This is a genomic window from Bremerella sp. JC817 (assembly GCF_040718835.1).
In the GTDB taxonomy this organism is placed as follows: domain Bacteria; phylum Planctomycetota; class Planctomycetia; order Pirellulales; family Pirellulaceae; genus Bremerella.
This window is the reverse complement of record NZ_JBFEFG010000266.1, coordinates 324,008-338,291: the sequence shown is the minus strand read 5'-3', so window position 1 is coordinate 338,291 and position 14,284 is coordinate 324,008. Positions and strand designations below refer to the sequence as shown.

At 52.9% G+C, this 14,284-nt stretch carries 11 protein-coding genes and 1 tRNA gene; 9 read left to right on the top strand and 3 right to left on the bottom strand.

Features of this window, described 5'->3' with window-relative positions; genetic code table 11:
* Window positions 1–246: 246 nt before the first annotated feature.
* On the top strand, window positions 247–2,223 hold the full coding sequence (locus AB1L30_RS08770; RefSeq protein WP_367013038.1) for a DNA methyltransferase: 1,977 nt from the start codon (window positions 247–249) through the stop codon (window positions 2,221–2,223).
* 174 nt (window positions 2,224–2,397) lie between these two features.
* On the opposite strand, the gene AB1L30_RS08765 is transcribed toward AB1L30_RS08770, so the two are convergent.
* Window positions 2,398–3,276, bottom strand: coding sequence for a hypothetical protein (locus AB1L30_RS08765; protein WP_367013037.1), 879 nt, complete (start codon window positions 3,274–3,276; stop codon window positions 2,398–2,400).
* A 547-nt stretch (window positions 3,277–3,823) separates the two neighbouring features.
* Between AB1L30_RS08765 and AB1L30_RS08760 the strand changes: the two genes are divergently transcribed.
* The 6 genes from AB1L30_RS08760 (at window position 3,824) to AB1L30_RS08735 (ending at window position 10,368) form a co-directional block, all read left to right on the top strand.
* Window positions 3,824–4,534, top strand: a complete 711-nt coding sequence (locus AB1L30_RS08760; protein WP_367013036.1) for a hypothetical protein — start codon at window positions 3,824–3,826, stop codon at window positions 4,532–4,534.
* A 253-nt stretch (window positions 4,535–4,787) separates the two neighbouring features.
* Window positions 4,788–5,063, top strand: a complete 276-nt coding sequence (locus AB1L30_RS08755; RefSeq protein WP_367013035.1) for a hypothetical protein — start codon at window positions 4,788–4,790, stop codon at window positions 5,061–5,063.
* A 214-nt stretch (window positions 5,064–5,277) separates the two neighbouring features.
* On the top strand, window positions 5,278–6,099 hold the full coding sequence (locus AB1L30_RS08750) for a hypothetical protein (protein WP_367013034.1): 822 nt from the start codon (window positions 5,278–5,280) through the stop codon (window positions 6,097–6,099).
* Window positions 6,100–6,282: 183 nt separating this feature from the next.
* A complete protein-coding gene (locus tag AB1L30_RS08745) occupies window positions 6,283–6,498 on the top strand; it encodes a helix-turn-helix domain-containing protein (RefSeq protein ID WP_367013033.1) in 216 nt (71 codons plus the stop codon).
* A complete protein-coding gene (locus AB1L30_RS08740; protein WP_367013032.1) occupies window positions 6,488–8,926 on the top strand; it encodes a DUF3987 domain-containing protein in 2,439 nt (812 codons plus the stop codon). The genes AB1L30_RS08745 and AB1L30_RS08740 overlap by 11 nt, the downstream gene beginning before the upstream one ends.
* Before the next feature lie 143 nt (window positions 8,927–9,069).
* Entirely contained in the window at window positions 9,070–10,368 is a 1,299-nt protein-coding gene (locus AB1L30_RS08735; RefSeq protein WP_367013041.1) for a phage integrase SAM-like domain-containing protein, read from the top strand.
* Here the strand turns inward: AB1L30_RS08735 and AB1L30_RS08730 are convergent.
* Together AB1L30_RS08730 and AB1L30_RS08725 are read right to left on the bottom strand one after the other, a co-directional pair.
* Window positions 10,331–10,403 (bottom strand) — tRNA-Glu (locus AB1L30_RS08730). The genes AB1L30_RS08735 and AB1L30_RS08730 overlap by 38 nt on opposite strands.
* A 196-nt stretch (window positions 10,404–10,599) precedes the next feature.
* Entirely contained in the window at window positions 10,600–11,625 is a 1,026-nt protein-coding gene (locus AB1L30_RS08725; protein WP_367013031.1) for a bile acid:sodium symporter, read from the bottom strand.
* A 206-nt stretch (window positions 11,626–11,831) separates the two neighbouring features.
* Between AB1L30_RS08725 and aroC the strand changes: the two genes are divergently transcribed.
* Complete coding sequence (aroC, locus tag AB1L30_RS08720; RefSeq protein ID WP_367013030.1) at window positions 11,832–12,977, top strand: chorismate synthase; 1,146 nt, start codon at window positions 11,832–11,834, stop codon at window positions 12,975–12,977.
* A 45-nt stretch (window positions 12,978–13,022) separates the two neighbouring features.
* Window positions 13,023–14,261, top strand: coding sequence for a hypothetical protein (locus AB1L30_RS08715; protein ID WP_367013029.1), 1,239 nt, complete (start codon window positions 13,023–13,025; stop codon window positions 14,259–14,261).
* Window positions 14,262–14,284: the final 23 nt, after the last annotated feature.

The following is a 14,284-nucleotide window of genomic DNA, read 5'->3' as shown; positions in this document are numbered from 1 at the left end:
CCACCTTGGCCTTAAACGCCGCATCAAACCGCCGCCGCTTCCGCGCCATCTGAAACCTCCTGATGACGCCACGATACCCTCATCCACGAGCCAAAGAAATCCACCTTAACCCGTGGTCCGAAAATTGGGGTCCACTTCAGTGTAATCGCAGACAGGTTTGAACAGCTCCGGCAAACTCACGCCCAAAAGGCCAAGGGCACAGCAGTCAAGTCGTTAGAACAACCAACGGTCTACGACCTAGAGAAGTTGAAAAAGCCACAACGCGACGCCCTAGTGAAATTCTGGGAAGCCTGGCAGGACGAACTTGCCACGATTCGGATACTTGACCCTGCCTGCGGAAGTGGCGCATTCTTGATCGAAGCTTTCGACCAACTGCATTCCGCCTACCAGGCATCAAACGACCAACTTGAAGAATTACGAGGTCATAGAACATTGTTCGACCTCGATCGAAGGATTCTTCAAAACAACATATTTGGTGTCGATCTGAATGAAGAAGCAATTGAAATCTGTCGGTTAAGCCTATGGATCAAAACAGCTGAACGAGGGAAGACGCTTACGAGCCTGGATGAAACTATTCGCGCCGGCAATAGTGTTGTTTCGGATTCGCAAGTTCATACCAAAGCATTTAATTGGGAGGAATCATTTCCGGACGTCTTTGCGAACGGAGGCTTTGACGTTGTCGTTGGAAATCCGCCTTACATTCGGCAGGAATGGCTTGCACCTTACAAATCACACTGGGAAAAGCGTTTTAAAAGTTACTACGGAACGGCGGATATTTTTACCTATTTCTATGAGCTGGGGGTTGATCTGCTGAGTGTCGGAGGACGCCTAGGCTTCATAACATCTGGAAGTTGGGTACGCGGTAAGTTTGGTACACCGCTAAGGTCTTTTATATCTGAATCGGCTAAAGTTGAGTCGATCGTCGATTTCGGCGAATTTCAACCCTTTGATGGTGCTGAAATGATAAGACCGTCGATCACTGTTTTGTCAAAGCAGAATGCCGGCGGAAGCATGCGACTGTTTAAGTGGCTAACGAAAGGAATGCCGCCGACAAACCTTTCTGATGTGCTTACAGAGTCACCTACACTCTCAACTTCCCATCTCAGTGAAAAGGCATGGGAATTGGAAAGTGACGACGTATTATCACTCCGAAAAAAGCTCTTCAGTCAAGGTGTGAGCCTTAAGAAGTATGCGGGCAAGACGCTTTTATACGGGGTCAAAACCGGACTAAATGAAGTATTCTTGCTCCGAAATGAACAAAAGAACGCTATTGTAAAAAACGACCCGAAATGCTTAGACCTTTTCAAACCATTTCTTCGAGGTCAAGACATTAGAGAATGGCATGTCTCCTGGGATGGGTACTGGCTTCTTTGCCTAAAGTCGAGTGGAGATTTTGACTGGCCGTGGAAAGACGCTGGAAGCAACGCGGAAGCCATCTTCGAAGAGGAATACCCGTCAGTCTATGCGTACGTCAAAAAGTATGAGGATAGACTACGAAAGCGAAGCGATCAGGGAAAATACTGGTGGGAATTAAGAACGTGCAACTATTGGGATTCATTTGATGCCCCGAAGGTCTTTTGGCCAGATATCTGCAAGCAGCCCCGTTTTAATCTAGATACCCAACGTTACTATATCGGAGACACTGCTTTCATGGTCGCGCAAAACGATCCATTTTTGCTTGGAGTTTTGGCATCTTGGTCTACTTGGTTCTGTCTAAGCAAAACGGCTCAGCCGCTAAGACTTCGAGGAGATCGGTGGCAATATCGACTAAAAAAACAGTGGCTGGAGGCACTACCGATCCCCAATGCATCTCCCGCAGCTCGTGACTCGATTGGAAGCCTTGCAGAGTCTTGTAACCACCTTGGACAAGAACTATTCGATTTACAAGACAGTGTGCGGCAGAGACTCATATCAACGTTTGGAGAAACACCTGAGGGAACTCAGATAGCCAGACTCAACATCAAGTCGACGAGCTGGTGGACTCTCACGCTAAACCAGCTTGGGGAAGGCTTAAAAGCTAGTTTTGATCTCGATCGCAACCCCTTCCAGAACCCCAACTTGGCCGAGGATTGGGAACTTTATGTTTCTCAAAAAAAGCAAAAGGGCCGGCAACTAAAACAAATGCTGCAAGCTGCAGAGGCAGAGTTGAATGATCACGTTTATCGAGTCTTCAATCTAAACGAATCCGAAATCAAGCTCCTCCAACAAGAAGTTGAGCATTGATGGAGATACCTAAGAACATTAAGAAGTCACCGCACTTTAATAGACGGTCAAATAACTCACTCTAACCGGCCTAACTTGGCACAGACTTGAATTGCATATCGGTCGGAAACGTTGACAGTCAATTTCCTGATTCCAGAATCAGGCTTCACTAACCTTGAAACATTAATCATCGACTTAGTCACAGCGACTCTCAGACGGCAACGCGGCGAGCAGGCCTGACTCTCGCAAGTAATGAATGATTTTTTCAGTTTCACTAGAGGGAATCGCAACTCGACTTTCTCGTTCCAGTAGAACTCGGTCTTCGAAGAACTCATAGCCTACTGGCACTTCAGGGACAAACTTGCCCGGCGAAACCTTCAGCTCAACTAAATCTTTAAAATCCTTGGCACCAATGGGAACAATGGGGATTTGTCCAAAGTGATGGAACTCCATTGAATACCACCTCGCGATTGCCTTGGTATCTCTCCGAGCCGGCCAGTGTTGCCAGGGCCAAACGGTGTCCAGGAGCACATGACGGTATACTTCAGGCGCGTCATCATGATCAGAAAGAATCTGACGCGAGAAAACGATTGCGTATCGGTCTAGCGGCTCACCAAGTTCGCGACAGCCACACGCAACAATCGTCATCTTCAGAGAAGAATGAAGCCATTCTCCGACCTCTAAATACTGAGGGAGTTGATCTAAGTTCTTATAAGCTGGGAGCGGGCAAGCGACGGCCTTCTCTCGACCATCCAGCCAAGCTCGCTCAATGCCGAAGGTTGACGAGAGCCATTCCATTTGCTCTGAGCCCATTAACGAAGCAAGTCGTTTAGTATCGCCCACCCCTTCGGCCGTCCAGTTCCAACTACTCTTGGCAAAATAGAGCAATTCAAGGCCGGAAATTCGGTGCCATTCTAGGAGGTACTGCAGCCGCGCGGCTAAGCGGTCAAAGTCCGTTTCCTTTGCCGCTACATTCTTGCCACCTAACCACCTTGCTGGTACCCAATTATCCCAGAATTGGCTAACGGCCTTCCGTCCAATTTGATCCCACAACCATCCCTCGATGCTGATCATGACCGACACACCCTAAACCCATTTTCCGAGAACTCTCTATCTCTCAACCGCGAATACATTACCTACAATCAGTGGGGTACAAGAAGAGCAATTTCTGCGTTGTACGATTTACTCGAAATGCATAGAAAATCGACGCTGCGGGGCATTTCTCAACGGGTTTCAAATTCGCTTGCCAGGTATCCGTGAGCAATCTTGAATTCTGTTCATTCAGAAGGAAATGTCCGAATGCCGCCCTAAGATAGCTTCGCTGAGTTTTCGAGCTAGAATGGTGACCAACTTTGACCAATTGCCAAACGCAACATTAGTGAGCAACGCATGCTGTAAATCAGCGATAAACTGACAACCCGATATTCGTCGCTAGGTCGCAAAGCACTACCTAACGAGATGCACTTCTCGTCCGACCGAATTAGCACGGCGATGCATTTCCCCGGCCCATGGAGGCTCGGCGGAACGTGCATTTTTCGTGCTAAGCGGTGTAGTGCCCGCGCGACCGGAGAGTGTGGCGGCTGTCGGGCCTCCACCTTCTTTAGCATCGGGGAATTACGAGATGGGCAAGGCTAAAAGCGAATCAGGATGTTTGGGAACAAGTATGGGGTGCATGGCATTTGCTGGAATCGCATGCCTCATTTTCTGTGGTGGTGCCGGCTGGATTTTTAGTGGCCTATGGAATGAGGCGGCAAAGTTAGCTGAAGACAGCTATGCAGAAGCTGAAGCGTTGTACGAGGCCGGTGATACCCTCCAGGCAGTCGAGAAGTACAAACTTGCCTATTCACTGACTTTCGATCGGGCAAAGAGGAAACGGATCATTGAGCGCGTCTTACCCGTAGAATTCGAGCGAGGCCGAGATTCTGAAGCGACCATTTATTGGGCCGAAGAGGCATTAGATGGGAAAGTTTCGTTCAATAATGAATCCATTCAGGCGCTGATCGATGAACGGTCGAAACTCAAGCAAGAGCGTTTCGAGCAGTGGCAAGCGGAACGTGAAGAGAAAAAGGCCAAAAACAAGTTGGAGGTCGACACTATGGTTCGTCGCTCGGGCGACCTCAAGCGTTTTTTCGAGCACCCTAGCACTGTAAAGGTGGACTGGCTTCCCAATTCATGGTTTCTGGAAAATGGGGGTATCGCCTATTCGGGAACTGTGAAGGCGCAGAACTCTTTTGGTCTCGAAGTCGAGCAGCCTTATCACATTGAGTATTCGGCGTTGGGAGAACTGGTTTTCGTTGAGATCGGTGGAGAGGTTGTGTTGGGCAGCAAGTAAATCTGTGGCCCCAACTTCATCATCGTCAACCGCAGCAAACATTGCGGCAGTCTGTCGTGGATATCACCCGTCACTCTCCGAAACAATTCTCAACTGCAGACAATGCGACTTGCAAGGTTTTCTCTACTAATGGTAGAACCAACTGGAAAGGTGCCTTGCTCAAAACGCGATCTTCAGCGAGGTCCAGGGATGCGATGCGAAGGCCAATTCGCTATTCGCGCAGTGGATATTTTTCGTGATCGGGAAGAGGTTGATGGATGGCCAATCCACACGTGACACCAATCCGCTTCTCAGTAATGGTTGCAAAAAATATCGCTTGCTGAACGCCACAATCCGCCTTGGGTTGGATAGCATTCTCGCATCCGCAGGAAACGCGAAATCCGTAGCGGCCCTGATCATACCATCTGCGCGCGACCTTGAAGGTTTCGCTTTTTGGGAGGGGGTGGTGCGCACACTCGACACCTTTCCCACGGCTACGTATTTTTTTGAAGCAGTCACGGAAAAAATATCTTTAAGGCGGGCCGCATGACTTCCTGGCGAAGTTGGTTATGCTCAGTAGTGATCACTAGAGCGACTTACACTTTTTTCCGAAGCTCGCTCATTTTTTCCGACGATCGCAGATAGTCTTCGGGAAGGCTCGCTGGGTTGCAAACCAGCCTGCCAAGCGGCTTCGATCGGACTGGAGCGTTGTTGCCTTTCCCTCCGTCCGATCGTGGCCGGCCCGGTAAGTGAAAGGCAACTCAATGTCAGATACCTTCCAGACGGACTCCGGCGAGGATGATGCCGCATTAGCACTCTTTAGAATACTGGACGAATACGGTGACGAATCGGAGGAGCCTGGTCGGATTCACCGAGGCGATCCCTTGCATCACGCGATTTCTGAATATCGAAGGTCACTCGCTCCCGAACAGCTTCCAGACCCAGACAAGCGGCATATGCGATATATGCTCCGCTTCTCTCGCTCGAAGTCGCCGGCAAAACGCTTGACGACTCAGGATCTTTCTGACAGCTGGGCAGCGATACTCTGTAGGCGTTATCCACAAATTCGTAGCGAATACCCACATGCGTTTCAGCCACGAGAACAAGAGATGACACCTGAGCAATTCCAACGTTGGTTAATTGATTGCATAAAATCCAATAGCCAACTTGAAAATAGTCTTAGCGTTAGCACTAGTTTGACGAGTACAACGGAAAGCTCCGCGACCACTAGCCGTACCTCGGGAAAAGCTAAGCAGCCCAAGAGCGGTGTACGTCAGTATTCAGATGCGGAATTACGTTTAATCGCGGCGTTAACGAATTACCACGGATACGAGAATGGAGGCATTTCAACTTTCGAGCCGGTTGGCTGTCGTAAGTTAGGAAAACTAGCAGGTGTGTCAAGGACTGCTGCCTACAAGTTCTTCCGCAAGTACTTCGACGGTCACGATCGGTATAAACTTCAGTGCAATCAACCCGAGAAATTAACTGCTTCCATGAAGTTGTTTAACCTCGAATTTAGCCCGAAAGACTTCAACTCCGCTCGCACGCCGGCCGATCTTGAAGGTGAAGACGACCGCCTTGGTTAGGTGTCACCTGTCACCTATTCAAAGTGGTGACAACTGAGAAGATTCTTTTCTTTGCAATCACAGGCGAAAAGTGGCGTTTTCTTGCCATCTCCCAACTGTCACCTATGTCCGCTCAGGTGACATTCTCACAACAGGTATAGCGCCGCAAGTCGCGGTGAAACCTTCAGAAGTTGAGAGAAAGCTATGTCCAACCAAAAGGCCTCTGTCCCGCTCCTAATCAGCCCCCGAGAGGCCGCCAAGTTGCTGTCTGTCAGTCAACGCAAATTATGGGCGATGACTTTCGAAGATGAGCCGGCCCTACCGCACCTGAAGATGGGCCGTTTGGTCCGCTACTCGATGACCGAACTACAGCGATGGATTGAAGCCCAGCAACAGAAAGGGGGCAGCGATGCACGGTAGCGGACGGATCGATGCACAAACGGTCAAACAGGCCGCACGAGAACAATGGCCGGCGATACTTTCTCAGGTAGCCAGCATCCCATCAACGCACTTGGACGGCAAGCAACATGGCTGTCCGCTATGCGGAGGAAAGGACCGTTTTCGTCTGATCGACCTCAATGCCGGCGCTGTGCTTTGCAATCAGTGTTTCAATAAGGGCAACGGGGATGGGTTGGCGGCCGTAATGCACTTTCGCGGCGTCGACTTTCCCGAGGCGCTCCACTTGGTCGCAGAGTATCTGGGGATTTCCCCAGCTAACGGAAATAGGGACCCAGTCGAACAAGATTGGATTGGTCGCATGGCAACAGTGAAGAGTTGCCCGCGCCAATCCCTGGCTGTTTATGGAGCTGAGGGACAGAGCACGAGGAAAGCTGTTTCCTTTCCGGTTTATGCTCCAGACGGCCGGCAATGCTCCACCTTCACGGTTTGGCCATTGGCGAAACCAGGGTCGAAGGAACTGAAGGGAAAGCTTGCGCATGGCAAACCTTCCGGCGTTTTCCTACCGCATGGTGACGACAGAGAACCAATCGTCCCCAGGCCGGGGACAACATGGTTGGTTGTCGAAGGGGTCAAAGACGCTGCAGCCTTGCACGACTTGGGCTATTTCGTAATGGGAATGAATGGAGACAACTTTCCGCAAAAGTTCGTCCGCATGTTTCGGGGCGTTCATGTTTTAATTGTTCCCGACCGAACTACCTGTGCCGAAGCCAAGGCCCAAGAATCCGCGTCTCGGCTATCCGGGGTTGCCGCATCGGTCAAAGTCGCAAGCCTGCCTTTGCCTCTGGATGGGTCGAAGGGTGATGACACCCGAGACGCGTTAAAGCAGGCTGACGGGGAAAGCCTCCTCCGTGAGGCTATCGAAAACGCGCCGGCCTGGACCTCGAACAGTCGGGCTAAGAATACCATCGGAGAGTTTGTTCCCTTCCCCGTAGAAACTCTGCCCGAGCCCCTACGAGGATTCATTTCCAAGGGTGCTGCTGCTCTCGGCTGTGATTCAGCCTATCTGGCTCTACCGCTGCTGGCCGTCTTGGCTTCCGCTATCGGCAATACTCGGCGTATTCGTATCAAAGGTTGTTGGCATGAGCCGTGCATTATTTGGGCAGTCGTCATCGGGGAAAGCGGAACTTTAAAAAGCCCGGCTTTTGACTTGTCCGTAGCATTGTTGCGGAAACGACAAACGATAGCTTATCGCGAATACGAAGAGCGATTAGTACGATACGAACAAGACGAACAACTTTACGAAGCTGACTTTCTCGAATGGAAAAGGAAAGGTCGCAAAAACGGAGAGCCACCACCGGAGAAACCCGCACCGCCCCTGTGGGAGCAAATGGTTGCCGAGGACACGACGATCGAAGCCCTGGCGGAACTACTGGGAGACCAACCACGCGGACTACTGGTTGCCCGCGACGAACTATCAGGCTGGCTGGCTTCATTCGACGCATACAAGAAAACAAAGGGGGCGGACGTTTCCCATTGGCTGAGTATGCACCGAGGCGGGGAATTGTTGGTCAATCGGAAGGGAGGCAGAAAGCGAATTCGCATAGCGTCCGCATCGGTATCTGTCTGTGGGGGAATTCAACCGACTCGTCTTGCAAGTTTACTGGGTACAGAACACTTCGAGAACGGTTTGGCTGCCCGCCTGCTATTGGCCAAGCCACCGAGGAAACCGAAACGCTGGACCGATGATGACCTGACCCCATGCGATCGAGAACCAATTGAGCGGCTAATAGATCAGTTGCTCTCTCTCTCCATGTCCGAAGACGAATACGGTGAGCAGCAACCCATCAATATTCCCCTGACAAGCGAAGCCGAACAACGATGGATCAGTTTCTACAACGCCCACAACGAGGAACAAAACGATCTGTCAGGAGAGTTGGCGGCTGCCTGGTCGAAGTTGGAAGGATACGCCGCGCGTTTGGCTTTGCTTTGCGAACTGGTGAGCAATCCAGGCAGTGAAGTTGTCGGAGTTGATAACCTCAACGTGGGTATCTCGTTGGCCCGTTGGTTTGCAGATGAGGCGGCGCGTATCTATGGCGACTTAGGAGGTAGTGGAGATTCTGAAGCGGCAAGAGAGAAACGGGCACTGGATCGAGTTTCCGATTGGATAAGCAAACAGGGAGGTGAAGTCACCGCGCGGGATGTTCAAAGAAACCTTAGTCAATACTCGACCGCCAGAGAAGCGGAAGCCGTGCTCGATCGACTTGCAAGTACCGGCCTAGGCAAGTGGGAAGTGAGAGAAACGGGAGGGCGACCGGCGACGGTTTTCTGTCTGGCTGACATGACCGACACCGACACAACCCCCGAATATCCCCCAGAAATCGACCTTGCGTCTTCTGTCAGCACCGAGTCAACGGTCAGTTCAACAGAACAAGAGGTCCGTTCTTCGTAGGCGAATACTAACCTTCGATGCCGGTGACATTTCACGAATGCGTCTATCCTTCCACTCGGAACCCAAGAACGAAATTTGACTAGCTAGCCCGCACCAAGCGGCATACAATCGCATATATCAGCAACCAACGGAGATTTGAACAAATGGCGTCTTTAAGCACCGACAAAAACGGAAACCGAAAGATCCAATACGTCGATTCGAGCGAAGAACGAAGGACGATTTACTTGGGGAAGATTCCCAAAAAGACCGCAGCGACGATTAAGATCCGTGTGGAACACCTAGTTGTTGCTCAAAAAACTGGACTAGGTCTGGACTCAGAAACCGCCCTTTGGGTGGCCAACATCGACAATCGACTGGCTAAGAAGTTGGCCGATAAGGGACTGATTGAGCCACGTGAGAATTTTGTCGTGCCCAACTTGGAAGAGTTCTTGGATGGGTATATCGTCGGCCGAGCCAACTTGAAGCCCAATACGAAACGGAATTACAACGTCACTCGCGACCACTTGGTAAATCACTTCGGAGCCCAAAAGAAGCTGAAGGACATTTCCCCTGGCGATGCAGACCAGTGGCGAGAGTCCCTTCTCAAAACTCTATCGGCTGCAACCGTCTCGCGGGAAGTCAAACGGGCCAAGCAGTTCTTTCGTGCTGCAGTCCGTAAGCGATACCTGTCGGAAAACCCGTTCGCTGATTTAGCAACGCCGGCGCAGGTGAATAGCACCAGGGAGTACTTCGTTCCCAAATCAAATGTTTACAAAATCCTAGCCGAGTGCCCAGATAATCAATGGAAGTTAATCGTTGCCCTAGCACGCTTCGGCGGCCTGCGGACACCTTCTGAAACGTTGCTGTTGCGTTTCGGTGATGTCGACTGGGAGAAGGAACGAATCACCGTTCGTAGTCCAAAGACGGCCCACCACCCAGGCGGCGATCAACGGGTAATTCCACTATTTCCGGAGTTGAAACCCTACCTGAATGCTGTCTATCACGAAGCGGAGGATGGCCAGGAATTCTTTATCACAAGGTACCGAGACAAGGGGTCCAATCTCCGAACCCAATTCGAGCGGTTCATAGATCGGGCAAAGGTCGATCCCTGGCCAAAGCTGTTTCAGAATCTACGATCGAGTCGCGAGACCGAACTCACAGCGACCTTTCCCGAGCATGTCGTCTGTAAGTGGCTCGGGAACTCAGTCAGCGTTGCGCGGAAACACTATCTGCAGGTGACCGACGAGCATTTTTCCCAGGCTATCAAAAGCGACGCAAAATCCGACGCACTGATAACGCAGAATCCGACGCAGTCGGTAGCCGCTGAAGTAAGCAGCGACTCGCAAGAAACAAAAAAAGCCCGGAAAGACCGGGCTATTCTGCCGCCAGACACTGCTCAATGCGAGAGCACGCTGGACGGGCTAGCACCCCCTAGGGGAGTCGAACCCCTGTTTTCGGGCTGAGAACCCGACGTCCTGGGCCACTAGACGAAGGGGGCGTGGTGGTGCTGTTTGGTATCGGTTGACTGGCTGCAAAAGCAATAGCCAAGGGAACCAAAAGAGACTTAACCAAGTTATAACGGTTTTTCGCCTCTGTCTAGGGGCCGTCTGGCCCTTCAAGATTACCTGGTTTGAATCTTCATCCAACTCGTCAGACACAATCGGCGGTGGGCGGGTTCAGGCTCGGCGTTCTTTTCATTCGCTCTCGCCAGGCGAAGACTCAATCTTTTCGATTTCGGCGGCGATGTAGCTTTCGGCGACAGCTGTATCGAGAAGCAGTTGGCCGACGTGATAGGTCACCATCGGCAAGATCGCCAGGGGATTGGCGGTGTAGAACTCGGTGGCGATTGCCAGGCCGATCATCAACGTTTTCTGGCTCCCGGCGAATGCGATGGCAATCTCTTCCTGGCGTGGCAACCGAAGCTGCCGCGAGACACCGATCCCCAGCAGCAGCGTTCCGAAATGAAGTCCCAAAACCAGGACCATCATCACCGCGAACGACAGAATTGTCGGCATCTGATCGGTCGGTAAATTACGGAGTTTCAGGCCACAACTGATGCATCCCAGCAGCACCATGCATAGAACACCAAGCTGGGCGAAGATTCCGAGGGTGAACTTGTTTCGTGTCGCCCAATGGCCTGCGTACGGGATCAGCCGGGCAAGTTGTCCGGCCAGCATCGGCAGCATCACCAACAGCAGCAGCGAAGTCATCATCGAAACGAGTGAAAGCCCGCCGGACGCTTCATCTGGCCAAACTGTAATCGTGATCTGACTGCCTGTGGTCCAGAGCAGCCAGAACGGAGTGATCAGAAAGCAAAGCGAATTGGTCACGATCGTCACGATCAAGGCGACCGAGTCGTTCCCCCCTGCCCTCCGTGTCCAAACCGCCGCGGAGGCCAGTGTGCAGGGGATCGCGGCCATCAAGTTGATGCCGATGGCGAAGTCGCCGAAGGTCAGTAGCGAAACGATCCAGGCGAAGACCGGCAACAGACCGGCATTGATAAATGTGGCTAGCATCGCCGCCTTGGGGCGTTGAACCGCCTTATGCAGGTCGCCAAACGCCAGCGGGAATGCCATCAGGAACAAAACCGTCACCACGATCGTATTGCGAAGCAGCTTCAGCTCGGGCAGAACGCGAAGGTTCGGGGAGAACGTAAACCCTGATACCACAACCAGTAGCAGCGCGGCGAGAAACCAATATCGGCGAAAAATCGATCGCAATGGGGACTCGCTTCCTGATTTCCTGAGAGAGGATTGCCGGGCCGACTGTTTTGCCTAACCGATCTATCTGCCGATCGGGGTTGCGGTTAGAATCGAAGATCGGTTTGCACTTAACCTCGGTACCTGGGGTAGTCTATCCGATTTCAGCCCTTCCAACGAAGGCTCTGAAGGAGACCAGCTCAGGACCAAAGTCTTTATTTTGCATAATGTTGCGTTATTGGACAGCGGGCGAATCCCACGGTAAAACCCTTCTCGCCATGATCGACGGCTTCCCGGCCGGACTTTCGATCGACGAAGAACCCATCAATCGCGAGCTGGCTCGACGCCAGGGCGGGTATGGCCGCGGCGGTCGACAGCGGATCGAGACCGACAAGGTCGAGGTCATGACCGGGATCTGGAAAGGCCTGACGCTCGGCAGCCCAATCGCTCTGCAAGTGATCAATCGCGACTATAAACTGGAACGCCTGGACGATCTTCCTCGTCCGCGTCCTGGCCACGGCGACCTGACCGGTGCGATCAAGTACCTCGGTCCGATCCGGGCCATTCTCGAACGTGCCAGTGCTCGTGAAACGGCGGTTCGCGTGGCAACCGGTGCGTTGGCCAAACAACTGCTCGCCGAGTTCGGCATCCAGGTCTACGGTTTCGTGGACGAACTGGGTGGCGTCGCGATCGATCGTCCCAAGAACGTCGACGATGTCGATGCGATGATTACCAAGCGAGACGAGAGCATTATCTACTCGCTCAACCCAGAACAAGATCCGCAGTTCAAAGAACTGATCGACAAGACCGGCAAGGCGGGCGATACGCTCGGCGGAATTGTCGAAGTGCGCGTCGTGGGGGCCCCGTTCGGTTTGGGTACACATGCCCAGTGGGAACGCAAACTCGACGGCAAGCTGGCTCAAGCGGTCATGGCCGTTCAAGCGATCAAGGGTGTCGAGATCGGCATGGGCTTCGAGGCAGCACGTCTGCCAGGCTCGCAGGTTCACGATCCGATCCACTACGACGCCTCGCAACAAGATTCACCCAGCCTGGGCTACACACGGCCGACCAACAACGCCGGTGGCCTGGAAGCAGGTATGACCAACGGTCAAACGATCGTGGTGCGTGCCGCTAAGAAGCCGATCAGCACGCTGCGAAAGCCGCTGGAATCGGTCAATCTGGAAACCAAAGAGACCGACGCCGCGTCGTACGAACGTAGCGATGTCTGTGCGGTTTCAGCCGCCAGTGTGATTGTCGAAAGCGTCGTTGCTTTCGAGATCGCGGTGGCCATGGTCGACAAGTTCGGTGGTGACAGCCTCGAGGAAATGAAGGCCCGTTACCAACTGTTTCAAGAGATGGCTCGGAAGCGTTAATCCGCGGCCCACAACGTATTCGCACGCCAAGCAAGGATGTTCGGCATGCATGAATCAACCAGACGCCTGCTTTGCCGGTTCGCATTCCTGCTGGGATGCGTCTTGCCGACAATTTGTACGCTCAGTTGGATCATGTATCGCCAGTCTGCGTGGAGCGTCGATTCGGTCGAAGCGCGCTTGACCGATCTGATCGGCCTGAAGTGCCAGATCACGAAGTACTATAACCCCAAGCCCTCGAAGTGGGTCTTTGAAGACGTTCGCCTGGAAAGGGCCGGCACCGATGCGGTGACCATTCCGGTTCTGAAAGCGGAGTTGGTCGACGATACCTGGCAGCTTTCGGCCGACGAAGCCGAGGTCGACTTCACCTCTCGAGTCCGCCTCTGGGAAACGCTGCAGGAAGGCATCCTGCTTGATCGTTCCGGCGGACATTCCTTGCGACTTTGCGTCGGCACCATTCGCTTCCGCGACAGCTCTCTTCCGACGTTTCATCAGCTTGATGTGAAGCATCATCCTCATGCTCAGCCGGCACTCACCAGCAGCATGCTCGTCGGCAACGAGATCGATGCTCCGCCGCTGGTCGCGAATCTCGACACGTCGCATCCGCAGCACTGGAAGGTGTTTCTCGCGACTACTTTCGAGAAGCCAATCGATACCTATCCACTACGCGAAGCCTTGCCTGACCTGGCTGGGCTGGGTCCCGATGCTCGGTTTGCTGGGCAGATCACGATGGAACTGAACCATCCGACGCCCCACTTGGAGTTGGCCGGGAAGTTCGAGCAAATCGATCTGCAGACGGCGCTCGCCAGCAATCAGCAGCTTGGCTCCGGCAGTGCCGAACTGCACTTCCAACGCGTCGTCATTCGCGACAACGCTTTCATCGAGGGACGTGGCGGGATCTGGTCATACAACGGCTGGCTTTCCCGCAGCATGGTCGACCGGGCCATCGAGCACCTCAAGGTTCGCGTGGTACCAACCTTTCATCAGCAAGACATGGTGGCCTATCACAAGATGGCGATCGGTTTCGAGCTTGATCATGGCCGCATGAAGCTGACCGGGCTCTGCAGTTATGACATGACCGACATGCCGGTCGGAACGATGTTGGCCGGTCTGGAACAACCGCTGGTACTGGAAAGCGAAGTCGAACGCCTGCCGGCGACCAACCTGGTGAGCGTCTTCCACGACAACAACTCGTCGACCATTCCCGCCTCACAGCCGTCGGTCGACTGGGCTCGCTGGTTCACAGTGCCGATGTTGGCCGAACAGCCTAGCGGTACACGGCGATAGTCGTTCGCGTATAGTAAGAGCCC